The organism is Streptomyces sp. LARHCF249 (assembly GCF_052871255.1).
This window is the reverse complement of the sequence record NZ_JBIXJQ010000018.1, coordinates 93,451-118,552: the sequence shown is the minus strand read 5'-3', so window position 1 is coordinate 118,552 and position 25,102 is coordinate 93,451. Positions and strand designations below refer to the sequence as shown.

27 protein-coding genes and 1 tRNA gene are annotated in these 25,102 nt (G+C 72.8%); 15 read left to right on the top strand and 13 right to left on the bottom strand.

The features are described 5' to 3' along the window. Positions 1-22 precede the first annotated feature (22 nt). Positions 23-727, bottom strand: coding sequence for a hypothetical protein (locus ACIPUC_RS34735; protein WP_446594358.1), 705 nt, complete (start codon positions 725-727; stop codon positions 23-25). 47 nt (positions 728-774) lie between these two features. On the opposite strand from ACIPUC_RS34735, the gene ACIPUC_RS34730 reads away from it, so the two are divergent. Continuing rightward, on the top strand, positions 775-963 hold the full coding sequence (locus ACIPUC_RS34730; protein WP_031146791.1) for a DUF5703 family protein: 189 nt from the start codon (positions 775-777) through the stop codon (positions 961-963). Between the two features lie 38 nt (positions 964-1,001). On the opposite strand, the gene ACIPUC_RS34725 is transcribed toward ACIPUC_RS34730, so the two are convergent. The 3 genes from ACIPUC_RS34725 to ACIPUC_RS34715 form a co-directional block, all read right to left on the bottom strand. Beyond that, complete coding sequence (locus tag ACIPUC_RS34725; RefSeq protein ID WP_446594357.1) at positions 1,002-1,715, bottom strand: chaplin family protein; 714 nt, start codon at positions 1,713-1,715, stop codon at positions 1,002-1,004. 136 nt (positions 1,716-1,851) lie between these two features. After that, entirely contained in the window at positions 1,852-2,085 is a 234-nt protein-coding gene (chpH, locus tag ACIPUC_RS34720; protein ID WP_446594356.1) for a chaplin ChpH, read from the bottom strand. A 144-nt stretch (positions 2,086-2,229) separates the two neighbouring features. Then, entirely contained in the window at positions 2,230-3,555 is a 1,326-nt protein-coding gene (locus ACIPUC_RS34715) for a M20/M25/M40 family metallo-hydrolase (RefSeq protein WP_362398523.1), read from the bottom strand. Between the two features lie 168 nt (positions 3,556-3,723). Here ACIPUC_RS34715 and ACIPUC_RS34710 point away from each other — a divergent pair. Continuing rightward, a tRNA-Leu gene (locus ACIPUC_RS34710) sits at positions 3,724-3,808 on the top strand. Between the two features lie 110 nt (positions 3,809-3,918). Here the strand turns inward: ACIPUC_RS34710 and ACIPUC_RS34705 are convergent. The 3 genes from ACIPUC_RS34705 to ACIPUC_RS34695 form a co-directional block, all read right to left on the bottom strand. Continuing rightward, the gene (locus tag ACIPUC_RS34705; protein WP_446594355.1) at positions 3,919-5,358 is read right to left on the bottom strand and encodes an amino acid permease; all 1,440 of its coding nucleotides are present in this window, start codon (positions 5,356-5,358) and stop codon (positions 3,919-3,921) included. Between the two features lie 219 nt (positions 5,359-5,577). Next, entirely contained in the window at positions 5,578-7,122 is a 1,545-nt protein-coding gene (locus ACIPUC_RS34700; protein ID WP_446594354.1) for an APC family permease, read from the bottom strand. 106 nt (positions 7,123-7,228) lie between these two features. Continuing rightward, positions 7,229-8,176 carry a hypothetical protein gene (locus ACIPUC_RS34695; protein ID WP_446594353.1) on the bottom strand — a complete coding sequence of 316 codons (948 nt, stop codon included), beginning with the start codon at positions 8,174-8,176 and terminating at the stop codon, positions 7,229-7,231. 269 nt (positions 8,177-8,445) lie between these two features. Here ACIPUC_RS34695 and ACIPUC_RS34690 point away from each other — a divergent pair, with 269 nt between their 5' ends. Further along, on the top strand, positions 8,446-8,871 hold the full coding sequence (locus tag ACIPUC_RS34690) for an ASCH domain-containing protein (RefSeq protein WP_446594352.1): 426 nt from the start codon (positions 8,446-8,448) through the stop codon (positions 8,869-8,871). Between the two features lie 136 nt (positions 8,872-9,007). On the opposite strand, the gene ACIPUC_RS34685 is transcribed toward ACIPUC_RS34690, so the two are convergent. Next, entirely contained in the window at positions 9,008-10,663 is a 1,656-nt protein-coding gene (locus tag ACIPUC_RS34685) for an FAD-binding dehydrogenase (RefSeq protein WP_446594351.1), read from the bottom strand. A gap of 76 nt (positions 10,664-10,739) precedes the next feature. Here ACIPUC_RS34685 and ACIPUC_RS34680 point away from each other — a divergent pair, with 76 nt between their 5' ends. From ACIPUC_RS34680 to ACIPUC_RS34650, 7 genes are all read left to right on the top strand, one after another. Further along, positions 10,740-11,273, top strand: coding sequence for an NUDIX domain-containing protein (locus ACIPUC_RS34680; RefSeq protein ID WP_446594350.1), 534 nt, complete (start codon positions 10,740-10,742; stop codon positions 11,271-11,273). Beyond that, a complete protein-coding gene (locus ACIPUC_RS34675; protein ID WP_446594349.1) occupies positions 11,270-11,668 on the top strand; it encodes a YidH family protein in 399 nt (132 codons plus the stop codon). Before ACIPUC_RS34680 ends, ACIPUC_RS34675 begins: the two co-directional genes overlap by 4 nt. After that, positions 11,665-11,988, top strand: a complete 324-nt coding sequence (locus ACIPUC_RS34670; protein ID WP_446594348.1) for a DUF202 domain-containing protein — start codon at positions 11,665-11,667, stop codon at positions 11,986-11,988. Before ACIPUC_RS34675 ends, ACIPUC_RS34670 begins: the two co-directional genes overlap by 4 nt. 93 nt (positions 11,989-12,081) lie before the next feature. Further along, positions 12,082-12,378, top strand: coding sequence for a hypothetical protein (locus ACIPUC_RS34665; protein WP_446594347.1), 297 nt, complete (start codon positions 12,082-12,084; stop codon positions 12,376-12,378). Positions 12,379-12,536: 158 nt separating this feature from the next. Then, entirely contained in the window at positions 12,537-13,448 is a 912-nt protein-coding gene (locus ACIPUC_RS34660) for an MBL fold metallo-hydrolase (protein ID WP_446594346.1), read from the top strand. 116 nt (positions 13,449-13,564) lie between these two features. After that, entirely contained in the window at positions 13,565-14,623 is a 1,059-nt protein-coding gene (locus ACIPUC_RS34655; RefSeq protein ID WP_446594345.1) for a phosphotransferase family protein, read from the top strand. 12 nt (positions 14,624-14,635) lie between these two features. After that, complete coding sequence (locus ACIPUC_RS34650; protein WP_446594344.1) at positions 14,636-15,859, top strand: acyl-CoA dehydrogenase family protein; 1,224 nt, start codon at positions 14,636-14,638, stop codon at positions 15,857-15,859. Between the two features lie 68 nt (positions 15,860-15,927). Here ACIPUC_RS34650 and ACIPUC_RS34645 read toward each other — a convergent pair whose 3' ends face one another. From ACIPUC_RS34645 to ACIPUC_RS34635, 3 genes are read right to left on the bottom strand one after another with little or no spacing between them, the layout of a single operon-like run. Then, positions 15,928-16,533 (bottom strand): TetR/AcrR family transcriptional regulator, encoded by a 606-nt coding sequence (locus tag ACIPUC_RS34645; protein ID WP_446594343.1) that lies wholly within the window; start codon positions 16,531-16,533, stop codon positions 15,928-15,930. Positions 16,534-16,582: 49 nt separating this feature from the next. Next, the gene (locus ACIPUC_RS34640) at positions 16,583-18,334 is read right to left on the bottom strand and encodes a class I adenylate-forming enzyme family protein (RefSeq protein WP_446594342.1); all 1,752 of its coding nucleotides are present in this window, start codon (positions 18,332-18,334) and stop codon (positions 16,583-16,585) included. Then, positions 18,319-19,089, bottom strand: coding sequence for an SDR family oxidoreductase (locus ACIPUC_RS34635; protein ID WP_446594341.1), 771 nt, complete (start codon positions 19,087-19,089; stop codon positions 18,319-18,321). Before ACIPUC_RS34635 ends, ACIPUC_RS34640 begins: the two co-directional genes overlap by 16 nt. Positions 19,090-19,227: 138 nt before the next feature. Here ACIPUC_RS34635 and ACIPUC_RS34630 point away from each other — a divergent pair, with 138 nt between their 5' ends. From ACIPUC_RS34630 to ACIPUC_RS34615, 4 genes are all read left to right on the top strand, one after another. After that, entirely contained in the window at positions 19,228-20,529 is a 1,302-nt protein-coding gene (locus tag ACIPUC_RS34630; RefSeq protein WP_446594340.1) for an exo-beta-N-acetylmuramidase NamZ family protein, read from the top strand. A 160-nt stretch (positions 20,530-20,689) separates the two neighbouring features. Next, a complete protein-coding gene (locus ACIPUC_RS34625) occupies positions 20,690-21,982 on the top strand; it encodes a serine-threonine protein kinase (protein WP_446594383.1) in 1,293 nt (430 codons plus the stop codon). 95 nt (positions 21,983-22,077) lie between these two features. Further along, positions 22,078-22,659: a hypothetical protein gene (locus ACIPUC_RS34620; RefSeq protein ID WP_446594339.1), complete on the top strand. Its 582-nt coding sequence runs from the start codon at positions 22,078-22,080 to the stop codon at positions 22,657-22,659. Between the two features lie 71 nt (positions 22,660-22,730). Beyond that, positions 22,731-23,417 carry a 3-keto-5-aminohexanoate cleavage protein gene (locus ACIPUC_RS34615; RefSeq protein WP_446594382.1) on the top strand — a complete coding sequence of 229 codons (687 nt, stop codon included), beginning with the start codon at positions 22,731-22,733 and terminating at the stop codon, positions 23,415-23,417. Here ACIPUC_RS34615 and soxR read toward each other — a convergent pair. After that, positions 23,398-23,841: a redox-sensitive transcriptional activator SoxR gene (gene soxR, locus ACIPUC_RS34610; RefSeq protein WP_446594338.1), complete on the bottom strand. Its 444-nt coding sequence runs from the start codon at positions 23,839-23,841 to the stop codon at positions 23,398-23,400. The genes ACIPUC_RS34615 and soxR overlap by 20 nt on opposite strands. A 109-nt stretch (positions 23,842-23,950) precedes the next feature. On the opposite strand from soxR, the gene ACIPUC_RS34605 reads away from it, so the two are divergent. Continuing rightward, positions 23,951-24,412, top strand: a complete 462-nt coding sequence (locus tag ACIPUC_RS34605) for a MaoC family dehydratase (protein WP_446594337.1) — start codon at positions 23,951-23,953, stop codon at positions 24,410-24,412. A gap of 12 nt (positions 24,413-24,424) precedes the next feature. Here the strand turns inward: ACIPUC_RS34605 and ACIPUC_RS34600 are convergent, their stop codons facing one another. Next, positions 24,425-25,054: a TetR/AcrR family transcriptional regulator gene (locus ACIPUC_RS34600; RefSeq protein ID WP_446594336.1), complete on the bottom strand. Its 630-nt coding sequence runs from the start codon at positions 25,052-25,054 to the stop codon at positions 24,425-24,427. Positions 25,055-25,102 lie beyond the last annotated feature (48 nt).

Sequence of the window (25,102 nt, the reverse complement as noted above, 5' to 3'; positions counted from 1 at the left end):
TCCGTTCCCGGGCAGGTGCCGCTCAGGCCGGGGTCAGCCCGGGCCGCGCGGTCTCGTCCTCGGCCACGTCTTCGGCCGCGTCCACGTCCTCGTCCGCGTCCTCGTCCTGGTCCTCACCGAACTCGTCGGTCTCCTCGTCGAAGACGGAGCTGACGTCGAACCGGTGCATGACGTCCTCCGGATCGGTGTGGCCGAAGGGCGAGTTGAGCCACTCCCCCGGCTCCGCCATCTCCTCCGAGGCCGCGATCCACAGCGTGGAGTCGCCTTCCTCCAGCCCGAACTCCTTGTAACGGGAGGCGATCTCGTCGGGCTCGTACTCCCCGAAGAGGACGCCCAACGCACCCGCGGTGCCGCCGTCGTGGACGAGTTCGGCGTCGCGGTCGTGCGCGGCGACCCGCTCCGCCTGGGCGATCAGCCGCTGCGGTTCGACCACGGCGTAGTCGCGGCGGATGAGCACGCTGAAGGCGGGGGGCTCGGCGGGACCGGTGTACGGGACGCCGTCCTCGGGAGTGGGGATCTCGAAGGGCGTGACCTCGTCGTAGCGGTCGTAGAGGAGTTCGTCGTACTCCTCGGCCGCGGCGGCGAGTTCGTTGAACGCGGCGTAGACGTCGGGGTCCTCGTCCCCGGTCCTGCTCTCGACCGCGGCGAGGTGCCGGTCGAGCGCTTCCTTGACCGCCTCGGCGGCGGCGCGTACCTCGGCAGCAGTGGGCAGAGCGGCATCAGACATAGAGCAGACGCTATCCGTAGCAGGGCTCTGCCCGCACAATAGATGCGATGCCGGAATACGAATTTGTCGACGTGTACGTGCCTCGCGGGGTTCCCCGCAAGGAGGCGACCCGCCTGCTGACCGATCATGCCGAGTACGGGAACTGGGAACTCGACCGCCTGACCCTGCACCGGGACGGCAGCCGCCGCGTGCGGCTGCGCCGCCGGATCATCCGCCAGGTCCGCGCGACCTGGTGACGCGGGCCCCGCGTGCGGAGCCCGCGTCGTGAGCCGCGTCAGGCGGCGCTGCGGGCGCGCCTGTAGAGCACGGCGCCACCCAGCAGCAGGCCGCCTGCGATCGGGAGGCCGGCGGTGAGGACGTCACCGCCGCCGGTGGCGGCGAGAACGGCCGGCCCCGACGGGGCGGGGGCGGCGACGCTCGCGCCGGGCCCCTGAGCGGGGTGCGTGACGGGCGTGACAGAGCCCGGGGCCGGGCTGGTGTCCGTACCCGGGGTAACGGGCTTGGCCGGCGTGTGACCACCGGGCGTGCCCGGGTGATCGGGGTGGTCGTCGCACGGTTCGTCGCCGCCGCCTCCCGGGTTTCCGGGGTGGCCGGGAGTACCGGGGTGATCCGGAGTGCCGGGGTGACCGGGGTTGCCCGGAGTGCCGGGGTGATCCGGAGTGCCCGGGTTACCCGGGTTACCCGGAGTGCCCGGGTTGCCGGGCTGGTCGGGCTTCCCCGGCTTGCCCCCGTGGTCCCCACCGTTGGAACAGTGGTTCCCGAAGGCCGGGTTCAGCAGGCCGATGACGCTGACCGTGTTGCCGCACACGTTCACCGGCGCGTCCACGGGAGCCTGGACGTTGTTCCCGGACAGCACGCCCGGGGAATTCGCGGCCTGGCCGGAGGCTCCGGAGTCCGCGTGTGCGTAGCCCCCCCCCATCGCGAGGACACCCCCCGCGGCCGCCATCGTGATCAGCGTCTTCCTGGTGACCTGTACTGGTCGTCGCATTGTGAACTCGTCCCCTGGTGTGTGCGTCGGTGCTCCGGCTCCCCTGCCGGATGCGCCGAAGATGATCGATCGGGCCGGAAAGCCCAGCGGCCCCGGAACGCTGGAACGCGCTCCGGGGCCAAAGACTTCAGACGCGTCAGGCGTTGACGCAGGTGTTGCCGAAGGCCGGGTTCAGCAGCCCGATGATGTTGACCGTGTTGCCGCAGACGTTCACGGGGATGTGAACCGGCACCTGGACGACGTTGCCGGACAGGACACCCGGGGAGCCGATGGCCGCACCCTGGGCGCCCGCGTCGGCGACAGCCAGACCCGCACCCGCGAGAACCAGGCCACCGGTGGCAGCCGCAGCGGCGACAACCTTCTTGATCATTGTTCCTCCTAGTAGGCAATTGCGGTCCCAGCCGCGGACCGCACCACCTGTAACGAGGAGGGATCACCGGGGCTACGAGCGTATGAGCGCATTCACTCTTCCCAGTGGTCTGCGCACACTTCTGCGATTCCCGGACGTTGTCTCTCAGGCGTTGTCGATGAACCGGTCGAGAACCCGGACGCCGAACTTCAGCCCGTCGACCGGAACCCGCTCGTCCACGCCGTGGAACATGCCCGCGAAGTCCAGCTCCGGCGGCAGCTGCAGCGGCGCGAAGCCGAAGCAGCGGATGCCGAGGTCGTCGAAGGACTTGGCGTCCGTACCGCCCGAGAGCATGTACGGGACGGCCCGCGCGATCGGGTCCTCGGCCTTCAGGGCGCCCTGCATCGCGTCGACGAGCCGGCCGTCGAAGTCCGTCTCCAGGGCCTTGTCCCCGTGCACGTCCTCCCGCTTGACCCGGGGGCCGAGGATGCGGTCGAGGTCGGCGAAGAACTCGTCCTCGTAGCCCGGCAGGAAGCGGCCGTCGACATGCGCCGTCGCCTGGCCGGGAATGACGTTGACCTTGTAGCCGGCGCCGAGCATCGTCGGGGCGGCGGAGTTGCGCAGCGTCGCGCCGACCATCTTGGCGATACCGCCGAGCTTCGCGAGCGTGGCGTCCATGTTGTCCGGGTCCAGCGGGGTCCCGAGCGCGTCCGAGAGCTCGTCCAGGAAGCTCCGTACGGTCTTGGTCACGCGCACCGGCCACTGGTGGCGCCCGAGCCGCCCCACGGCCTCGCACAGCTCCGTGATGGCGTTGTCGTTGTTGGTCATGGAGCCGTGGCCCGCGGTGCCCTCCACCGTGAGCCGCATCCAGTGCATGCCCTTCTGGGCGGTCTCCACGAGGTAGAGCCGCAGGTTCTCGTTCACCGTGAAGGAGAAGCCGCCGACCTCGCCGATCGCCTCGGTGACGCCCTCGAAGAGCCCCGGGTGCTTGTCGACGAGGTGCCGTGCCCCGTAGATGCCGCCGGCCTCCTCGTCGGCGAGGAAGGCGAGCACGATGTCGCGCGGGGGCTTGCGGCCGCTGCGCATGCGGTCGCGTACGACGGCCAGCGTCATCGCGTCCATGTCCTTCATGTCGACGGCGCCGCGGCCCCACACGCAGCCGTCGGCGATCTCGCCGGCGAAGGGGTCGTACGTCCAGTCGGCGGCATTGGCCGGGACCACGTCGGTGTGCCCGTGGATCAGGAGCGCGGGCCGGGAGGGGTCCTCCCCCTCGATGCGCGCCACGGTCGAGGCGCGTCCCTTGTGGGACTCGAAGACCTGCGGCTCCAGCCCGACCTCGGCGAGCTTCTCGGCCACCCACTCGGCCGCCTTGCGTTCGCCCGGTCCCGAGTGGTCCCCGTAGTTGCTGGTGTCGATCCGGATGAGGTCCCGGCAGAGGTCGACGACCTCGTCCTCGCCGGAGACGGTCCTGCCCGCGCTCGACTCGCTCACGCTGCTTCCTCCCACTGATCGGTACCGAACTGCCTCCATCCTCCCGCTCGGGACCGTTCTGCCCAAGGGCACTCCCTGGCCAGGAGGGGGTGTGATCGGGGACCCCGGAATGTTTGGTAATGTTTTCCACGTCGGAACGGCCCGCGAGGGACGCGAGACAGACACCTTGTCCGGGTGGCGGAATGGCAGACGCGCTAGCTTGAGGTGCTAGTGCCCTTTATCGGGCGTGGGGGTTCAAGTCCCCCCTCGGACACAAAAGAAGGACCCCGCTTCGGCGGGGTCCTTTTCGTTGTCCCGGAGGTGCGGACGCCGAAACCGCTCACGGGGCCCCGAGCGCGGGGGCCCCGTGAGCGGGCGGGGCGGTCAGTCGCGGGCTGCGGCGAGTTCCGCCACGCGGCCGCGGACCACGAACCAGCCGCCGACCAGGGCGGCGGCGATGGCCGGGACGAACATGACCGTGGTGCGGCCCACGCCGCCGTCGCACCACATCAGGACCAGGACCGTGAGCAGGAAGGCCAGGGTCACGAGCTGGGTGTACGGGGCCCAGGGCAGGCGGTAGGCGGGGCGTTCGACGCGGCCCTGCTTGGCGCGGCGCCAGAAGTGGAGCGAGCAGATCATGACCATCGCCCAGGTGCCGAGGATGCCGAGCGAGGCGAAGTTCAGGACGATCTCGAAGGCCTCCTCCTCCATGAAGTAGTTCAGGCCGACGCCGGCGACGCCGAAGGCGGCGGTGAACAGGACGCCGCCGTAGGGGACCTTGCCCTTGTTCATGAGGCCGGTGAACCGGGGGGCGGAGCCGGACAGGGCCATCGAGCGCAGGATGCGGCCGGTGGAGTAGAGGCCGGAGTTCAGGCTGGAGAGGGCCGCCGTCAGCACGACCAGGTTCATGATGCCCGCGGCGCCGGGGATGCCGAGCTTGTCGAAGACCGTGACGAAGGGGCTCTGGTCCGAGGAGTACGCCGTGTAGGGCAGGAGCAGGGCGAGCAGGACCACGGAGCCGACGTAGAAGAGGCCCACGCGCCACATGATCGAGTTGATCGCCTTCGGCATGATCTTCTCGGGGTTCTCGGTCTCGCCGGCGGCGACGCCGCAGAGTTCGACGGAGGCGTACGCGAAGACCACGCCCTGGATGACCAGGAGCATCGGCAGGACGCCGGACGGGAAGATGCCGCCGTTGTCGGTGATGGTGGACAGGCCCGGGGTGTGGCCGCCGATCTCGTGGCTGGTGGCCACGAGCCAGATGCCGACGATCAGGAAGACGACCAGGGCCGCGACCTTGACCAGGGAGAACCAGAACTCCATCTCGCCGAAGTACTTCACCGAGATCAGGTTCGCGGTGAGGACGACGGCGAGGGCGATGAAGGCGAGGACCCACTGGGGGACGTCGGTGAACAGCGACCAGAAGTGGGCGTAGGTCGCGGCGGCGGTGATGTCGGCCACCGTGGTCGTGGACCAGTTGAGGAAGTAGAGCCAGCCCGCCGTGTAGGCGCCCTTCTCGCCCATGAACTCGCGCGCGTACGAGACGAAGGCGCCGGAGGAGGGGCGGTAGAGCACGAGCTCGCCGAGGGCTCGGACGACGAAGAAGGCGAAGACGCCGCAGACCGCGTAGGCGATCGCCAGGGAGGGCCCGGCTCCGGCGAGGCGGCCGCCGGCGCCGAGGAACAGGCCGGTGCCTATCGCTCCGCCGATCGCGATCATGTTGATGTGGCGGGACTTGAGGTCCTTGCTGTAGCCCTCGTCACCGGCGTCGACGTGGCGGGAAGACGCCGGGGCGGGGGCCTCGGTCAAGGTGCGGTCACTCATGGATGACTTCGCCTTCGTGGGGGTCGGACAGGCAGGCCCGGACCGCCGCGCAGGGGAGCTGGGTGGTGTCCCCTGTGCAGCGGTTCGGTCGTTTTGATCGCCCCAGGAGACCATGGGGGTCCGCCACCCGCCAAAATCAGCCCCAGCGCATCAAAGCCCCCGACGACCTTGGAAAGGGGTGTCGGGGGCTTCGCGAAGGCTGGAAAGCCAGGTAGTGGGTCAGTCTCTGGAGGTGGCCTCTGCCGCCTGGTCGAGGCGGAAGGCCTCGTTGCCCAGGCCGATGCGGGCGTGCACCTCGGGGCGGCTGCGGCGCAGGAGGGCCCCGTAGAGCAGCCCGGTCACGACGGCGGCGCCGATGATGCCCGGCAGCACCCAGCTGAGGGCGGAGCCCTCCGCGGCGCCGACCAGGACGCCGAAGTCCTTGACGGTGTAGACGGCGATGGCGAGCAGCGCGAGTCCGGCGGCGCCCGCCGCGACGAGCCGCCAGACCTGGGCGCCGGCGGTGCCGCGGCGGACGAAGAAGGCGATGACGGCGAAGGAGGCGGCGGCCATGAGGAGGGTCACGCCGAGAGCGCCCACGCTGCCCATCCAGGTGAACAGGTGGAGCACGGGGGCGGTGGGGTCGCCGGTCGGCAGGTCGTCGGTGACGGCGAAGGCGATCACGACGAGGGTGGCGATGCCGGTCTGGAGGAGGGAGCCGGTGGCGGGGGCGCCGGTGCCCGAGTTGGTCCGGCCGAAGGCGGCCGGGAGCAGGCCCTCGCGGCCCATGGCGAAGGCGTAGCGGGCGACCACGTTGTGGAAGCTGAGCATGGCCGCGAACATGCCGGTCACGAAGAGGACGTGCAGGACGTCGGTGAAGGTGGCGCCGAGGCGGGACTCGGTGAGCTGGAAGAGCAGGCCGGGGCCGGCTTCGGCGGAGGTCTTGACGACCTCGGCGGGGCCGGTGGCGACGGTGAGGGCCCAGGCGCTCAGGGCGAAGAACAGGGCGACGAAGCCGACGGCGAGGAACATCACCCGGGAGACGACGATGTGCGGCTTGCTGGTCTCCTCGGCGTACACCGGGGACTGCTCGAAGCCGACGAAGGCGGCGATGCAGAAGCACAGGGCGGTGCCGAGGCCGGGTCCGGTGAGGGTCTCCGGGTTGAAGGCGCTGAGCGAGAGGCCTTCCGGGCCGGGCTTGGCGAGGGCGGCGAGGTCGAAGACGACGACGAGGGCGCACTCGATGAGGAGCAGGACGCCGAGGACCTTGGCGTTGAGGTCGATCTTCAGCCAGCCGAGTGCGCCGGTGGCGGCGACGGCGAGCAGGGCCGGGATCCACCAGGCGAGCTCGATCCCGAGGTAGGTGGCGAAGAGCCCGGATATCTCGAAGCCGAGGATGCCGTAGACGCCGACCTGCATGGCGCTGTACGCGACGAGGGCGACCAGGGAGGCTCCGGCGCCCGCGGTGGGGCCGAGGCCGCGGGCGATGTAGGCGTAGAAGGCGCCGGCGTTGTGGACGTGCCGGCTCATCTCGGCGTAGCCGATGCTGAAGAGCGCGAGGACGATGCCGAGGATGACGAAGAGCAGCGGCTGGCCCACGACGCCCATGACGCCGAAGGTGGTGGGCATCACACCGGCGACCACCATGAGGGGGGCGCTGGCGGCGAGTACGGAGAGCAGCAGGCCGGCGGTGCCGAGGCGGTCGGCGCGCAGGGCGCGGTCCTGGCCCTTGTACGTGCGGATCTCGGCCGGGTCCTGGAGCGTGGTGGATCTGCCCGTCGGCATGGCGGGTCCGTCCTTTCGTGTGGGCTGGGGGTCGTCCGTGGGTGGTCCGGGGCTGGTCCCGGGGTGGTCCGGGGGCTGTCCCGGGGCGGTCCGGGCCGGTCGGCGGTCAGGCGGTGCCGAGCGCGGCGCGGCGCGCGGCGAGGAAGGCCTTGTGCGGGTCGAGGTCCGGGTAGGACCACGGCGCGGGGGTGGCGTGGCTGCCGATCCGGTGGAACAGGGCGGCGGCCTCGGCGGGGCGGCCCTCGCAGAGCTTGGCGTGGGCGAGGAAGTTGAGGTCGACGCGGTTGCGGGGGTGGTCCTCGCGCTCCCACTCCAGCCACCAGTCGAAGGCGGAGCGCAGCACCTGGCGGGCGCGGCGGCCGGACCAGTGCTGGGCGGCGTTGCTGAAGGTGTGCCCGTGCGTGGCGGCGAGCACCCGGTAGCGCTCGGCGTGCGCGATGACGGGGAGCACGGCGAGCGGGGAGTCGGCCGGGGACTCCTCGGCGGCCCAGGCGGCGAAGTCGTAGACCTCGTGGAGCGGGTCGTGGCCGGAGGCGGGGGTGCGCTCGGCCAGTCTGGCGACCATCAGGTGGTGGGCGTGGTGGTGCTCGCGGTGGCGGGCGCGGACCTGGTCGAAGTGGCGGCTGAACTCCTCTTCGGTGCCGAAGGCCCGGGAGAGGAGGAGCAGGGCGAGCCAGGGGGTGGGGTCGGCGGGGAGCAGGACGGCGGCACGGCGGCAGGCCTCCTCGGCCGCGGCCGGGGTGCCCTTGCGGCGCAGGGCGGTGAAGACGGCGGCGCAGGCGAGGAGGGTGGCGGCGTCGGCGCTCTCGGGTTCGGCGAGCAGCCATTCGCGGGCCCAGGCGGTGGCCGCCGGGGTCTCGGCGAGGACGACGATGCGGTGGCCGCGGCGGTCCCAATCGTCGCCGGTGCCGACCAGGAGGGACCGGGCCTTGGCCCACCGCCCCTGGGTGAACTGGGTGCGCACGTCGACGAGTTCGGCGTCACAGAGGGCGGGATCGAAGAGCTGGGCGTCCCGCTTGCGGGCGCGGCCGAGGGGCGGCGGAGGCGGGGACATCCGCGGGTTTCCCTCCAGGGCGCGGGCGGACGAGGGGTGCTGATGAGCGGTGGCCGGAAACGTGCATGATGCACGGGGGTGGTGCGGCCGTGTGGTGTGCGGATCCTGCCGGTGAGCGAACCGGTGATCACTGACAGCAAAGCGGTACGCACAGCTCCGAGTCAAGGTCCAGTCCACTGCGTGGCGGGTTTCAACTGCTGCGGCGATGGTGTGAGTTGGGCTGGTTGACCCGGTTCTGAGGCATCGGCACGGCACCGTAGGGTGGCGCCATGGCTGCATACGATGATCTTCCGCCGTATCTGATGGCGTTTCCCGGTCCCCTGCGCGATCAGCTGGTCGCGGCCGTCCTGAGCGGGGCGAAGACCAGCACCACGGGCCTGCTCGCCGCGTACGAGGCGGAGGCCGAGCCTTTGCCGGAGCCCGGCGCCCGGTGCCTGCTGGTCGACTCCGAGGAGCAGGGGGTGGCGGTGGTGGAGGTGACGGCCGTGGACGTGCTGCGGCTCGCCGACGTCGGGCTGCAGCACGCGCTCGACGAGGGCGAGGGGTTCGCGTCGGTGGCCGAATGGCGTACGGCACACGAGGCGTTCTGGCACGGCGAGCCGATGCGCGCGGTGCTCGGTGACCCGGGATTCACGGTCGACGACGACACCCTGGTCGTCGCGGAGCGTTTGCGGGTCACCGAGCGGCTGGCCTGACGCCCTTCCAGGGTGCGCGGCCCACCGTACCGACCGGCCATCGCACCGCGTCAGCGGGCGCCGGGACCGCGTCAGCGGGCGCCGGGACCGTGTCAGCGGGCCGCCGGGACCGCGCAGGCCGGCCGCCCGGGCCCCGTCAGCCGACCGCCCGGGCGGCCGCCCGCCCCGCCGCCCGGCCCGAGAAGAGGCAGCCGCCCAGGAAGGTGCCCTCCAGGGCCCGGTAGCCGTGCACCCCGCCGCCGCCGAAGCCGGCCGCCTCGCCCGCCGCATAGACGCCGGGCAGCGGCTCGCCGTCCGCCGTCAGGACGCGCGACGAGAGGTCGGTCTCCAGCCCGCCCAGGGACTTGCGGGTCAGGACCGACAGCCGTACGGCGATCAGCGGCCCGGCCCCGGGGTCCAGGATCCGGTGCGGCGCGGCCGTGCGGATCAGCTTGTCACCGAGGTACTTGCGGGCCCCGTGGATGGCCGTCACCTGGAGGTCCTTGCTGAACGGATTGGCGATCTCCCGGTCCCGGGCGGTGATCACGCGGCGCAGTTCGGCCTCGTCGATCAGGTTCTCCTTGGTGACGGCGTTCATCCCGCGCACCAGGGCGGACAGGTCCCGCTCGACGACGAAGTCGGCGCCGTTGTCCATGAAGGCCTTGACCGGCGCCGGGACGGCCTGGCGGGCGCGGTTGATGACGTCGCGGACGGACTTGCCGGTGAGGTCGGGGTTCTGCTCGGATCCGGAGAGGGCGAACTCCTTGCCGATGATGCGCTGGTTGAGGACGAACCAGGTGTGGTCGTGCCCGGTCTTCATGATGTGGTCGAGGGTGCCGAGGGTGTCGAAGCCCGGGAAGAGCGGTACGGGCAGCCGCCGGCCCGTCGCGTCCAGCCAGAGCGAGGAGGGGCCGGGCAGGATGCGGATGCCGTGCTTGGACCAGATCGGCTCCCAGTTCGCGATGCCCTCGGTGTAGTGCCACATCCGGTCCTTGTTGATGTGGCTGGCGCCCGCCTCCTCGGCGATCCCGAGCATCAGGCCGTCCACGTGCGCGGGGACCCCGGAGAGCATCCGCTCGGGCGGGGTGCCGAGCCGGGCGGGCCACTGCGCGCGTACGAGGTCGTGGTTGCCGCCGATGCCGCCGCTGGTCACGATCACGGCCTGGGCCCGCAGGGAGAAGGCCCCGGTGGTCCCGCGGCTGCTCGCGGCGCCCCGTACGGCGTCGGAGGGCTCCAGGATCTCGCCGGTCACGGTGTCGACCGCGCCCGCGGTGCGGGAGAGCCCGGTCACCCGGTGACGGAACCTCAGCTCGACCAGGCCGCGGGCCACACCGGCCCGGACCCGGCGCTCGAAGGGTTCCACCAGGCCGGGGCCGGTGCCCCAGGTGATGTGGAAGCGGGGGACGGAGTTGCCGTGGCCCTCGGCGTCGTAGCCGCCGCGCTCGGCCCAGCCGACCACCGGGAAGAAGCGGACGCCCTGCGCGTGCAGCCAGGGGCGCTTCTCACCCGCGGCGAAGTCCACGTACGCCTCGGCCCAGCGGCGCGGCCAGCCGTCCTCCGCGCGGTCGAACCCGGCGGTGCCGAGCCAGTCCTGGAGGGCGAGGTCCCGGCTGTCCTTGATCCGCATGCGGCGCTGCTCGGGCGAGTCCACGAGGAACAGCCCGCCGAAGGACCAGTGGGCCTGGCCGCCGATGGACTGCTCGGGCTCCTGGTCGAGCAGGATCACCTTCCGGCCCGCGTCGACGAGTTCGGCGGTGGCCGCGAGCCCGGCCAGCCCGGCCCCGATCACGATCACGTCTGCGTCGTACGTCATGCGTATACCCGTCCTCCGTCGGTGGTGGGGCAGATCCTTGGCTACGGAGCGGTAACCAGTCAACAGCGGTGGTTGGATGAACCGTGTGAGTGCCGCTGATGAAGTACTGGACGTGGTGGACCGGGACGACAGGGTCGTCGGACAGGCTCCGCGGGGCGAGGTGTACGCGCGGGGGCTGATCCACCGCTGCGTGTTCGTGCAGGCCGCGGACGCGCGGGGGCGGATCTTCGTCCATCGGCGCACGGCGTCGAAGCTGGTGTTCCCCTCGCACTACGACATGTTCGTGGGCGGGGTGCTGGGCGCCGGGGAGGGCTACGCGCGGGCCGCGCTGCGGGAGGCCGAGGAGGAACTGGGGGTGACCGGGCTGCCGCAGCCGGTACCGCTGTTCAAGTTCCTGTACGAGGGCCCGGGCGGGGCCTGGTGGTCGTACGTGCACGAGGTGCGGTGCGAGCTGCCAGTGGCTCCGCAGGAGTCGGAGGTGGACTGGCACACCTTCCTCCCGCCGCAGGAGCTGGACCGGCGCGTGGCCGACGGGGAGTGGGCCTGGGTGCCGGACGGGCTGGAGGCGTACCGGCGGCTGCGGGAGTTCCGCCGTAGATTGCCCCTGTGATCGACTTCGTCAAAGACGTCCGCCTCTGGTTCGCGCCGCAGGGCCTCCAGGACGAGGGCGAGACCCCCGACTACCGCTTCTCGCTGGCCAACGAGCGGACCTTCCTCGCCTGGATCCGGACGGCGCTGGCCCTGGTGGGCGGCGGTTTCGCCGTCGACCAGTTCCTGCCGGACCTGCGGTGGGGGGTGCGGGTCGGGATGGCCTTCGCGCTGCTCGCGGTGGGCGCGGCGTGTGCGCTGCGGGCGGTCAACCACTGGATGCGGTGCGAGCGGGCGATGCGGCGGGGCGAGGACCTGCCGGTGTCGCGGTTCCCGGTGGTGCTGAGCATGGGGGTCGGACTGGTCGCGGTGGCGATGGTGGTGGTCGTGGCGCTGGGCTGGACGTCGGGGCGGTGAGCCCGTCCCGGGACGGCGAGGTGCGCGACGCGGGACTGCAGCCCGAACGGACCCGGCTGGCGTGGCGGCGTACGACGCTGGCCTCCGCGGTGGTGGCGGTGCTCGCGCTGCGGCAGGCGCTGCGCGGGGCCGGGCGGCCGCCGGAGGTGGCCGGAGCCGCGGTGATCGCGCTGGTCTGGGTGGCGTTCCTGTGGGTGGCGCACCGGCGGATCCGGGCACTGGCGGCGGGCCGGCCGCCGGAGCTCGCGCCGCGCGCGGCCCTGGCGGTGGTGGCCTGCACGATGGCACTGGCGGCGTTCGCGATGGCCATGATCGTCTGAGCTGACGGTCGGACGGTCCGGTTTCCCCGCGCCGTCCGGACACCAACCGGACAGAACGGGCGATCCTGGATGATCCGCACTAGCCTCGGCCCCATGACGACTCAGCACCTGGAACACCCGACGCACGCGCACACCCACGGCCCCGACTGCGGGCACCAGGCCGTCGCACACGGCGACCACGTCGACTACGCGCACGACGGCCATCTGCACCGGGAGCACTCCGGGCACTGGGACGAGTGCGAGAGCAGCGGGCACACGGCCCACGACGGCCACAGCCACGTGCACGGATCGGACTGCGGGCACGCGGCGGTCCGGCACGGGGACCACGTGGACTACGCGCACGACGGACACCGGCACGCCGAGCACGACGGGCACTACGACGACCACTGATGCGCCGGGCTGCTGACGTACGCGACCGCCGGCGCACGCGCCGCTGACGCACGCGCCGCTGACTGGAAATTCACGCAGGAGCGAACCCGCCCTCCCCCGGAGCCGCGACGGCTGGCAGGATGCCGACCGCCCGTCAAAGCGACCCGGGGAGAGCGCAGATGACCGTCGACAGGCCGTACCTCGTCGAGCCCGCACCGGGGGTGTACGCGTACGTCCAGCCGGACGGCGGCTGGTGCCTCAACAACGCCGGCTTCGTCAGCGACGGCGGCCGGACCCTGCTCGTCGACACCGCCGCCACCGAGCGGCGGGCCCTGGCCCTGCGCGAGGCGGTGACGGCGGCCGGGGTGCCGCTCCCCCGCACCGTCGTGAACACCCACCACCACGGCGACCACACCTACGGCAACGGCGTGTTCACCCCCGGGGCGCTGGTGCTCGGGCACGACAACGCGCGGACCGAACAGCTCGCCGCCGGGCACCAGCTGGAGATGATCTGGCCCGCGACCGACTTCGGCGCGATAGAGATCACCGCGCCCGACATGACCTACAGCGACCGGATGACCCTGCACGTCGGCGGGACGGAGGTGCGGGTGATCCACCCGGGCGTCGCGCACACCACCGGCGACTCGATCGTGTGGCTGCCCCGGCAGCGGGTCGTGTTCACCGGGGACCTGGTCTTCGCCGAGGGCACGCCCTTCCTCGCGATGGGCTCCCTGGCCGGCTCGCTGCGGGCGCTGGAGCTGCTGCGCTCCCTGGAAGCGGAGACCGTCGTACCGGGACACGGGCCGCTGACCGACGCCTCGGCCTACGAGGCCACCGGGCGCTACCTGCGGTTCGTGGCCGAGCTGGCCCGGGAGGGGCGGGCGGAGGGCCTGACCCCGCTGGAGACGGCCCGCCGGGCCGATCTCGGCGAGTTCGCGGCGTGGCGGGAGAGCGAACGGCTGGTGGCGAACCTGCACCGGGCCTACGCGGAGCTGGCCGGGGAACCGGAGGGTGCCGCTCTGGACATCCTGGCGGTCCTGCAGGACATGACGGTGATGAACGGCGGGACGCCGATCCTCTGCCACGCCTGATCCCGCCCGACACGACTTCTTCGGCAGGCGCTCTGGACTACATACCGACTGGTCGGCATGATGGCTTCCGATCCGAGTGAACAGTCACCGTCTGACTCCGTACGGAGGTGCCACCCATGACCCCAGCCCCGGACGATCCGCGAGGCCTCGATCTGGAACGGCTGCGCGGCCATCTCGACACCGCGCGGCCCGGGCTCGTGGCCGGGGCGCTGAGCGGCCGGCTGATCGAAGGGGGCCGGTCGAACCTCACGTACGAGGTGACCGACGGCTCCGCCCGCTGGGTGGTGCGCCGCCCCCCGCTCGGCCACGTCCTGGACACGGCGCACGACATGCGGCGTGAGCACCGGGTGATCGCGGCCCTGCACGGGACGGCCGTGCCGGTGCCCGAGCCGGTGCTGCTGTGCGAGGACGAGTCGGTGCTCGGCGCGCCGTTCTACGTCATGGAGTACGTGGAGGGGGTGCCCTACCGCACGGCGGGCGAGCTCGCCGCGCTCGGCCCCGAGCGCACCCGGCGGGCGGTGCTCGGCCTGGTGGACACGCTGGTCGACCTGCACGCGGTGGACCCCGGGGCCGTCGGCCTGGGCGACTTCGGCCGCCCCGAGGGCTTCCTGGACCGGCAGCTGCGCCGCTGGGGCAAGCAGCTCGCGGCCTCCCGGGGGCGGGAGCTCGCCGGGATCGAGGAGCTGCACGGCGCGCTCGGCCGGACCCTGCCCGGCTCCCCCGCGCCGACCGTCGTGCACGGGGACTTCCGACTGGACAACGTACTGATCGGCGGTCCGGACGACAGGATCCGGGCGGTGCTGGACTGGGAGATGTCCACACTGGGCGATCCGCTGACCGACCTCGGGCTGCTGGTGATGTACAGCTCCGACCTGGGCCTGCCTGAATCTCCGGTCAGCACCACCAGCGGGGCGCCGGGGCATCCGACGCCCGCAGAGCTGGTCGAACGGTACGCGGCCCGTTCCGGCCGGGACACCGGCGCGATCGCCTGGTACACGGCCTTCGCCTGGTTCAAGCTCGCGGTGATCCTCGAGGGGATCCACTACCGCTACACGCTCGGGCAGACCGTCGGCGCGGGCTTCGACCGGATCGGCGAGCTGGTCCCGGTCTTCATCGAGCACGGTCTGACCACCCTCCAGGCCCCCCACACCTTTCAGAACCGCCACGAAGGCTGAGGCACGCAACCCATGGACTTCGCATTCGACCCCCGGACCGAGGAACTCCGCGAGCGGCTGCTCGCGTTCATGGAGGAGTACGTCTACCCGGCGGAGCCCGTCGCCGCCGAGCAGCGCGCGCGGCTGGCCTCGCCCTGGGACACCCCGGCCGTCTTCGGTGAACTGAAGGCCGAGGCACGCCGCCAGGGCCTGTGGAACCTCTTCCTTCCGGACTCCGGGTACGGCGCCGGGCTGACCAACCTCCAGTACGCCCCGCTCGCCGAGATCACCGGCCGCAGCCCGCACCTGGCCCCGATGGCGACCAACTGCGCGGCCCCGGACACCGGGAACATGGAGCTGCTCGCCCAGTTCGGCAGCGAGGACCACAAGAAGCAGTGGCTGGAGCCCCTGCTGGCCGGGGAGATCCGCTCCGCGTTCGCGATGACCGAGCCGGAGGTGGCGTCCTCGGACGCGACCAACGTCGAGACGCGGATCGAGCGTGTGGGTGGCGGGGCCGACGAGTACACGGTCACCGGGCGCAAGTGGTTCATCTCCGGGGCGATGAACCCCGACTGCAAGATCTTCATCGTGATGGGCAAGACCGACCCGGAAGGCGCCGATCCGCGCCGCCAGCAGTCGATGATCCTGGTGCCGCGCGACACCCCGGGGGTCGAGGTCCGCCGGGCCATGACGGTGTACGGGTACGAGGACCACGACCACGGCGGGCACGCCGAGGTGGTCTTCGACGGGGCGCGGGTCCCGGCCGCGAACCTGATCGGCGGGGAGGGCACCGGCTTCGCCATCGCCCAGGCCCGGCTCGGGCCGGGCCGTATCCACCACTGCATGCGGCTGATCGGCATGGCGGAGCGGGCGATCGAGCTGATGTGCCGGCGCGCCGTGGAGCGTACGGCCTTCGGCAAGCCGCTGGCCGCCCAGGGGGTCGTACAGAACTGGATCGCGGACGCCCGGGTGACCGTGGAGCAGTTGCGGCTGCTGGTGCTGAAGACGGCCTGGCTGATGGACACGGTCGGGAACCGGGGCGCGCACACCGAGATCCAGGCCATCAAGATCGCGACCCCGCGGGCGGTGGTGCGGATCCTCGACGACGCGGTGCAGCTGCACGGCGCGGGCGGGGTGAGCCAGGACTTCCCGCTCGCCGAGCTGTGGGCCGCGGCGCGGACGCTGCGGCTGGCGGACGGGCCGGACGAGGTGCACCAGCGGTCGCTGGCACGGCGCGAGCTGAAGCAGTACATGTAGCGCCGGGAGGCAGGCGCCGCACCCGTACGGGTGCGGCGCCTGCGGGAGCCGCCCCCGGGGCTGCGGACCTAGGGACGCAGTGCGCGCAGCAGCAGGTCGGCGAGGTGATCGGCGACCTGCTGCGGGGTGAGCGGCCCGTCCGCGCGGTACCAGGTCGACAGGTGGTGCACGGAGCCGAAGTGGTAGTCGACCACCAGGTCGGCGGGGGTGGCGTCGGAGAACACGCCGGTGCGCTGGCCCTCCTCGATCAGCGCCCGGAAGCGCTCGTGGTAGCGCCGGCGCTCCGCCCGCACCTGCTTGAACTTCTCCGGGCTGAGCTGGTGCATCGACCGGAAGAAGATCATCGCGTCGTCGAGGTTCTCGATGGTGGTGACCACCACGTCGGCGGCGGCCGCCCGCAGCCGGTCCTCGACCGGTGCGTCGGATCCGGCCACCGCGTCGAGGCGCTGCTGCTGCCGGCGCAGCATGCGCGCGTACACCTCGTGCAGCAGGTCGTCCTTGGACCCGAAGTAGTGGTAGAGCGCACCCTTGGTGACCCCGGCCGCCTCGACGATCTCCTGTACGGAGGTGCGGTCGTAGCCGCGCTCGGCGAACAGCCGGGTGGCGACGGCCAGTAGCCGCTGCGGTACCGGGGCCTCGTGCGTGCCTTCGGGTTCCGTGGTCCTGGCAGCCATGGCGCCGACCTTCCCTTCCCAATCCAGCTGTACGACCATCCGACTGTTTTCAGCCGCGATCGCGCAGTTCCCGTCGCAGGATCTTGCCACTGGTGGTCTTCGGCAGGACAGGCAGGATCTCCACCTGGCGGGGGTACTTGTAGGCGGCGATGCGCTCGGCGCAGTAGGCGGACAGCTCGGCAGGCTCCGCGCGGGCGCCGGGGCGGAGGCTGACGTACGCCTTCACGCTCTCCCCGCGGTAGGGGTCGGGGACGCCCACCACGGCCGCCTCGCGGACCGCCGGGTGGGTGTAGAGCACGTCCTCGACCTCGCGCGGCCACACCTTGAAACCGGAGGCGTTGATCATGTCCTTCTTGCGGTCGACGACGTAGAGCCAGCCGTCCGCGTCCATGAAACCGACGTCCCCGGTGCGCAGTTCGCCGTCCGGGAACGCCTTGGCGGTGTCGGCGGGCAGGCCCCAGTAGCCGGGCACGACCTGCGGGCCGCGGACGGCTATCTCACCGGTCTCGCCGAAGGGCACCTCGGCGCCCTGCTCGTCGAGGATGCGGACGACGGTGTCGGCGCCCGGGAGACCGACGGAGAGGGTGCCGGAGGCCGGGTCTACGGGGGCTTCGAGGTGCGGGGGGACGCTGGCGCAGGGGGCGGTGCACTCGGTGAGGCCGTAGCCGTTGCGCAGGTAGAAGCCGAAGGCGCGGCGCAGCCGTTCGACGAGCGCGGGCGGCAGCGGGGCTCCGCCGGAGGAGATCACCCGGAACGAGGCGAAGTGGTCCCGGGTGACCTCCGGGCGGGCGGCCAGGGCCATGAAGGCGGTGGCCGGGCCGACGGTGTAGGCGGGGCGGTGCTCCAGGAAGGCGTCGAGCACGACCGCGGCGTCGAAGCGGTGTGCGAGGACGAGGGTGCCGGCGTTGGCGAAGCAGGCGGCGAGCTCGCAGACCATGCCGGTGATGTGGAAGAGGGGCGCGAGCGCGAAGTAGGTGGCGCCCTCGGGGAGGGGGTGGGCGGTGACCTGGCGGACGGCGTTGTACGTGAGGGCGCCGTGCGGGTTCAGGGCGCCCTTGGGGGTGCCGCTGGTGCCGGAGGTGTAGCTGATGAGGGCGGTGTCGGCGGCGGTGAGGTGCGGGTCGGCCGGCGCGGGCCGGCCCTGGCGGGCCACGGTGGCGAGGTCTGCCGTGTGCCGTCCGGGCAGGGGGGCGGGCCCCGCGACCGACGGGGAGGACCGGGCCGGGCCGCCCCGGCGGACCGTGGTCGCCGCGTCGGCCGCGTCCCCGGCCGAAGGGCCCGGCGGGCCGAAGACCCGCGGGTCGTTCCTGGTCTGGAAGTCCAGGTCGGAGGCGGTCAGGACGGTCCGTACGGCCGTGCCCTCGACGGCCTCGCGGAGGTACGCCGACCACGCGCGGCCGTCGCAGACCAGCGCGGCGGCCCCGGAGTCGCGCAGGATGTGCCCGACCTCGCCGGCCTTGTACATGGGGTTGAGCGGGACGACGACGGCCCCGGCCTTCCAGGCGGCGAGGACGGCCAGCACGAAGTGCGGGGTGTTCTGGAGCATGACGGCGACCCGGTCCCCGCGGCCGATGCCGCGCGACGCGAGGTGCCCGGCGACCGAGCCGGACAGCGCGTCGGCCTCGGCGTAGCCGGTGCGGCCGTCGAAGTAGGCGAGCGCGGTCCGCTCGGGGGCCCGGGCCACGGCCTCGCGGAAGGCGTGCAGCACCGTCGGCGGCGGGGTGACGGGCGCCCGCTGGGCCGGACTGAGCAGCGCGCGCCAGGGTTGGGCGGCGTACGGGGAGCTCACCGGGTCTCCCATGTCCGCTGGAGGTGGTTCATGCCGCTCAGCCAGCGGTCCGGGTCGGTGGCCCGGGCGGCGTAGAAGTCCGCGACCTCGGGGTGCGGGAGGATCAAGAACCGGCCCTTCTCCATGCCGTCGAACAGTGCGTCAGCAACCGCTTCCGGCTCGATCGCGGTCGGCGCGAGGACGAGCTCACCCGCCGATCCCGCGGCCGTCAGCATGTCGGTGCGCACGCCCTGCGGGCAGATGGCGTGGACCTGGACACCGCGGTGGCGGTAGGTCAGCGAGAGCCATTCGGCGAAGGCGAGCGCACCGTGCTTGGTGACACTGTACGGCGCCGCCCCGATCATGGTCAGCAGTCCGGCGGCGGAGACGGTGGACACGAAGCGGCCGCTCCCCCGCTCCAGCCAGTCCGGCAGGAGCAGCCGGGCCGCGCGGACGTGGGCCATGACGTTGGTGTCCCAGGCCGCCTCCCAGACGGCTTCGTCGGCGAACGCGTCGCCGCCGGAGGCCAGTCCGGCGTTGGCGCAGTACACGTCGATCCCGCCCCCGAGGGCCTCCCGGGCCTCGGCCGCGATCGCCGACGCGTCGCCGGGGACGGGGATCGCGCGGGCGCCGATCGCGCCCGCCACCGCGGCGGCCTTGGCGGGGTCGAGGTCGTTGACGACCACCGTGGCGCCCTCGGCGGCGAAGCGGTGGGCGAGGGCGGCGCCGATTCCTCCGCCCGCGCCGGTGACGACGACTCGCTGGTCCTGGTACGCGTTCGCGCTCACGGGGATCACCTTTCGGGGGACGGACGGCTGGGAACGGCGGCTGGGAACGGGCAGCCGGGGACGGGCGGCCGCGGATCGTGGGCATACTAACCAGTCGGTATGTCGGGGTGGAAGGGGCTTGCGCCCTAGCGTGGCCGGATGACTCTCTCGCGACGCGGGGTACTGGGACTGGCGGGGGCCATCGGTACGGCAGGGGCCGTGGGGGCTGCCGGGGCCGTAGGGGTTGCCGGGGCCGTCGGGGCGGACCGGCCGGCGGGCACGGCGGCCGGTCCGCGGGCGGCGCAGGTGCGGACCGGATTCGAGCGCCTCGCCGCGGACGGGTACGCCGAACTCGCCGGGCAGAAGGTCGGCGTGGTCACCAACCCGACCGGGATCACCGCCGACGCCCGCCACCTGGTCGACGTACTGCACGCGGACGACCGGGTGGACCTGGTCGCGGTGTTCGGCCCGGAGCACGGGTTCCGCGGGACGGCGCAGGCGGGCGGCTCCGAGGGGGCCTCCCGGGATCCCGCGACCGGGCTGCCGGTGTACGACACGTACGACAAGAGCGGGCAGCGGCTCGCGGACGTGTTCACGGCAGCCGGGATCGACACCGTCGTCTTCGACATCCAGGACGTCGGAGCGCGCTTCTACACCTACATCTGGACGCTCTACGACTGCATGCGCGCGGCCGCCCTCGCCGGCAAGGCCGTGGTGGTGCTGGACCGCCCCAACCCGGCGGGCGGCCGGCGGGCCGCGGGGCCGGTGCTGGAGCGGCCGTACGCGAGCTTCGTGGGCCGGGAGCCGATCGCGCTCGCGCACGGGATGACGGCGGCCGAGCTGGCGCTGCTCTTCAACGGCGAGTTCCTGTCCCGACTGCCTGAAAAATCAGTCAGGCTGCGCACGGTGGCGATGGCCGGATGGCGGCGGGATGCGTTCTTCGGCGGGATCGGGCTGCCCTGGGTGCCGCCCAGCCCGAACATGCCGACCCCCGACACGGCCCTCGCGTACGCCGGCACCTGTCTGTTCGAGGGGACGAACCTGTCCGAGGGCCGCGGCACGACCACCCCCTTCGAGGTGCTGGGCGCGGAGGGCGTCGACCGGCGGTGGGCGGAGGCGGCGAACGCGCTGGACCTGCCGGGGGTGTGGTTCCGGGAGGCGTACTTCACGCCGTCCTTCTCCAAGCACGTCGGGAAGGTGTGCGGCGGGGTGCGGCTGATCGTGCACGACCGGGAGGCCTTCGATCCGGTACGGGCGGGGATCGGGCTGCTGGTCACGGCCCGGCGGTCGTGGAGCGGCTTCGCCTGGCGCACGGACCACTGGATCGACAAGCTGACGGGCTCGGACCGGGTGCGGAAGCTCGTGGACGCGGGGGCCGGGGTGGACGAGATCGCCGGTGACTGGGCGGCGGGGCTCGCCCGGTTCGAGGCGGTGCGCGCGGAGTACCTGCTCTACGGATGAGCCGGTGGCGTCCGGGGTCTGGCCGGGCGGGCGGACCCGCAGGATGCTGGATCCACCGGGCGCACGGCGTGGAGGGGGACGTGTCATGGCGGACAGCGGAGCCGGGATCGGGATTGGGGCCGGGATCAGGGCCGGGGTCGCGGCCGGGGTCGCGGCCGGGATGGGGATCGGGGTGGGGCCGTACGCGGAGCTGACCTTCGACTCAGAGGGCGACGTGGACCGGGGCACACAGGCGGCGGTGGCCCGGATCGATGCCACGGACCTGCTGGTCTTCGCGCACGGCTGGAACAGCGACCGGTCCACGGCGACCCGGCTCTACGACCGCTTCTTCGCGCCCTTCCCCGGGCTGGTGGGGGCCGGGGTACGGCTGGGATACGTGGGCGTCGTGTGGCCCTCGATGCGCTTCTCCGACGAGCCGATCCCGGACTTCGAGGAGCCGGGCGCGCTCGCGGACCCCGGCTTCGGAGCCGCGCTTGGTCCCGGGACCCGTCAGGCGCTCGGGGAGTTCTGGCCCGGGCGGCAGGCGGAGCTGGACCGGGTGGCCGAACTGCTCGAGGAGCGGCCGGAGTCGGAGGCCGCCTTCATCGAGTTCGGGGCACTCGTACGGGAACTCGCGGGTGTGGACGTGGTGGACGGCGTTCCCGCGGTCGGCATGCCTTCGGCCGAGCCCGTGCCCGCCGTGTTCGCGGAGGACGTGCTGGAGGTCTGCCGGGCCCTGACCGACGCGCTGGTCGAGGCGGGAGCGCCGCCGGGGGACTCGCCTGGGCGGGGCCTCGCGTTCGGCGGCGGGCTTCGCCCGTTGTGGAGCGGCGCGAAGGAGCTGCTGCGGCAGGCCACGTACTACAAGATGAAGAAGCGCGCGGGTGTGGTCGGCGAGCGCGGCCTCGGCCCGGTCCTGGCCGACCTGGCGGCCCGTCGTCCGGGCCTGCGGATCCATCTGGTCGGGCACAGCTTCGGCGCGCGGCTGGTGTCCTTCGCGCTGCGTGCCGTACCCGACGGCGCCCGGTACGTGGCATCCCTGACCCTGCTTCAGGGAGCCTTCTCCCACTACGCGTTCTCGCAGCGGCTGCCGCACGACGGGAGCCGCGGCGGCGCCCTGGGCGGCCTGCAGCGCAAGGTCCACGGACCGGTGGTGGCCTGCCACTCCCCGCACGACACCTCCCTGCGGGTGTTCTACCCGCTGGCCTCCCGGATGGCGGGCGATTCGGCCGGACTGCTGGGCTTCGACGAACGCTGGGGCGCGATCGGGCACGACGGGGTGCAGGCCGTACCGGGTGCGCCCCGGCTGACCCTGGACACCGCCCTGCGCGAGGGGGTGCCCGCGACGGGCTGCGTCAGCGTGGACGCGGGCTCGGTGGTGCGGCGCGGCGGCGCTCCCTCGGGGGCGCACAGCGACATCTGCCACGAGGAGCTCGCCCGGCTGGTGGTGGTCGCGGGGCGCATGGGGCGCTGACTTCCGGCCATGTGCCACCCGCACGCCTCGACCGCCCCCGCATGCGCCCGGCACCCGCAGGGCATGTTGGGCACATCGGTGGAGGTGAAGGTGTGATGGCGGGATTCCGGAGTCTGGCCTACCAGGTGCGCGATGCGCGCAACGACCGGGCCCTGCGGCGCCATTCGCTGCGCCGCTGCCTGGAGCGGTTCGCTCCCTACGGGCACCGGGCCACGTGGTGGCACCTGTGCGACCGGCACGGGATCGCCCCCGAGGACCGGGGGGCCGACCCCCTGCGGCTGGTCGCCGCGCTGGAGGAGCTGGAGGACGCGCGGGCGGTCTGGCTGGAGTACGAGCGCCAGTTCGCGGAGCGGCGCCGGCGGGAGAAGCACCACGGGCTGCGCCGTCCGGAGTGGGCGTGGGGCGGGAGCGGGGACGCGGTGGTGCGGTGTGCGGATCCGGGCGTGCGGCCGGAGGGGGCGCTCGGCGAGGTGCTGCGACGGCTGGTGAGGGCGCTGGAGTCGGCGCCGGGGACGGCGTGCCCGGTCTGCGGTGAGGAGGAGCTGCGGTGGCCGGCCGCGCCCGCCGTCGGCGCCTGGGAGGGGGCGTGGGCCTGGGACGGTCCGGTGTGCGCGGGCTGCGGGATCGTGGTGCCGAGACCGGCGCTGGCGGACACCCCGACGGCGGGCGCGGCGTGAGGCCCGCGGCGCCCGCGCCGGGGGTGTCGCTGAACGGTGCCCGGAGCGCCGCCGACGGGGCGGCCGTGCCGATGTCGCCCCGGGACCTGGCGGAGGCGGCGCTGGCCGCGGTCGCCGCGGGGGCCGGGGAGGTACTGGTGAGTCCGCGGACCCCGTGCGGACGGCAGAGCCTGTCGCCGCGGGTGGTCGGGCCGGTGCTGGACGCGATGCGGAGCACGGGGGTCTCCGTACCGCTGTCGGTGCCGGTGAGCGTGGAGAGCGAGCCCGATCCGGCGGGGCGGCTGGAGCGGGTCCGGTCCTGGACCGTGCTGCCGGACCGGGCGGAGGTGGGCTTCGCGCAGGCGGGGGCCGTGGAGTTGGCGGAGGCGCTGCTGGCCCGGGGGGTCGCGGTGGACGCGGTGGTTCCGCTGGGCGGACCGGGCGGACCGGCCGGACCGGAGCCGATGGCCCGGTTCCTGGCCTGGCCGGTGCGGTCGCCCGGGCGGGTGCGGCTCGCGGTGGAGCTCGCCGCGGCCGATCCGGCGCTGGTGGCCGGGCTGCGCGGGCTGCCGCCGGTGGCGGTGGTGCTGTACGGGCGGGAGGCCGCCGCCTGGCCTGTGCTGCGGCTGGCCGCGCGGTGCGGTACGGGCGCGCGGACCGGTGTCGGCGATGTGCTGCACCTGCCGGACGGGCGGCCTGCGCGGTCGAACGCCGAACTGGTGGCGGCGGCCCGGGAACAGCTGGCGCGGCACTCGCCGGTTACAGCCGCGAGCCGGTGAGCCGTTCGCCGAAGACGTCGTCCGGGTTGGACAGCGCACAGGTCTCCATGGAGAGGCAGCCGCAGCCGATGCAGTCGGTCAGATGGTCGCGCAGCCGGCCGAGCTGGCTGATCCGCTGGTCGAGTTCGGTGCGCCAGGCCTCGGAGAGGCGGGCCCAGTCCTCGCGGGTGGGGGTGCGCTCCTCGGGGAGTTGGGCGAGTGCGTCGCGGATGCTGGCGAGCGGGATGCCCACGCGCTGGGCGGCGCGTACGAAGGCCACCCGGCGCAGCGCGTCGCGGGTGTAGCGGCGCTGGTTGCCGGAGGTGCGCCGGCTGCTGATCAGGCCCTTGGACTCGTAGAAGTGGAGCGCTGAGACGGCGGCGCCGCTGCGGGCGGACAGCTGGCCGACGGTGAGTTCGTGGATTTTCTCGGGAATCTGCGGCACCCGGTCGAGGGTAGTCGGCGGTCCGTTGACATACACATACGGTCCCAGCATGCTGAGCAAGCGCTTGTTCGCCCCGGCGCAATCCGTGAGTGAGAGGCAGGAGCAGGGCATGGCCGAGCCGAGGATCTTCACGTCCGCCGAAGAGCTGCGTGCCGGGACGGGCGAGCCGCTCGGGCCCAGCGGGTGGCTGGAGGTGGACCAGAAGCGGATCGACCTCTTCGCGGACGCCACCGGCGACCACCAGTGGATCCATGTGGACCCGGAGCGGGCGGCGAACGGACCCTTCGGCTCCACGATCGCGCACGGCTACCTGACCCTGTCCCTGCTGCCGAGCCTGGTGCCGCAGATCATGCGGGTCGAAGGCCTGAGGATGGGCATCAACTACGGCGTGGACAAGGTGCGTTTCCCGGCACCGGTGCCGGTCGGATCGCGGCTCCGCGCGACCGCCGTGATCACGGAGGTCGCGGAGGCCGGGGGCGGCGTACAGGTCGCGGCCACCGTCACGGTGGAGCGCGAGGGCGGCGACAAGCCGGTGTGCGTGGCGGAGTCGGTGTCCCGCTACTACTTCTGAGCCGCCTGCGGGCTACGTGCGGGGCCGCGCGCCCACCATGCGGAGCACGAGGTCGGCGTAGAGGGCGCCGACCTCGTCGGGCGTGCGGTGCCCGGACACGCTGAACCAGCGGGCCACGTCGATGCAGAGCGACAGCACGGCGAGGGTGGTGCCGGGCAGGTCGGGGACGGCGAACTCGCCCGCCTCGACGCCCTCGGCGAGGATGCGGCGCACGGCGGCGTCGCTCTGGCGGCGCAGTGCCACGATTTCGGAGCGGTGCTCCGGAGCGAGGGCATCGAGCTCGTACTGGACCACGCGCGCGGTGGTGTGATGCGCGGCGTGCCACCGCACGAAGGACCGTACGGCGGCATCGAGCCGCTCGGCGGCGCTGCCAGGACCCTCGGCCGCGGTGGTGAGGATCTCCAGGGCCTTGTCGTGGCCGATCCGGCTGATCCGGTGGAGCAGTTCTTCCTTGGTCTTGTAGTGGATGTAGAGGGCGGCCGGGCTCATCCCGGCGCGGCCCGCGATGTCACGTGTGGTGGTCGCGTGGTACCCGCGCTCCGCGAAGGCCTCGACGGCGGCGACGAGCAGCCGCCGCGCGGCGTCGGGCGTGACCTCGGACCACGGCTGGTAGCCGCCGGCTGTCTCCGCCGCGCTGTCCATCGCTCACTCACCCTCTTCGCCGTGTGGAAGTGAACACCTTACCGGAGG